1 protein-coding gene is annotated in these 556 nt (G+C 39.7%); it reads right to left on the bottom strand.

What is annotated here, in order from left to right:
- A partial coding sequence (locus AC3G7N_RS22195) for a tripartite tricarboxylate transporter permease (RefSeq protein ID WP_489424276.1) occupies window positions 1-556 on the bottom strand: 556 nt, incomplete at both ends.

Raw genomic sequence — 556 nt, 5'->3', positions numbered from 1 at the left:
ATTGGCACGAACGCCCCGCCGACAGAGGAATTGTTTGCAGACTCAGCGGCTACAATCCCATCTTTCGTACCTTTTCCAAATTTTGAAGGATTCTTAGAAAACTTTTTCGCAATATCATAGCTTAATATATTGGCGATACTCCCCCCAGCAGCTGGAAGGATACCGACAAATGTACCAACTAAACTTGATCTTAGTGTATTCCCCTTTGATTTCCACATATCTTTAACAACCTTGGAAACTGGATAGGAGACACCTGTATTCTTATCAATGTTATAGGACTTCGGCGGGTTTTTAATGTCCTTTAATAATTGGGAAAAGGCAAAAAGTCCAATTAAAACTGGAAGAAAATTAAATCCTGCCAATAGTTCAGTAAATCCAAACGTAAATCTTGGTGTTCCCATTAAAGGATCGGATCCAACTAGTGAAAACAATATACCTAGCACTCCTGCAATAAGCCCTTTTATTAAGGATCCTTCACTTAAGCTTGCTATCGCACTAATCCCAAATAACATTAGCGCAAACATTTCCCATGGGCCAAATGCAAGTGCCCATTCAG

The sequence above is a fragment of the Virgibacillus carmonensis genome (genome assembly GCF_057836705.1).
This window is presented reverse-complemented; position numbering and strand designations above follow the sequence as displayed.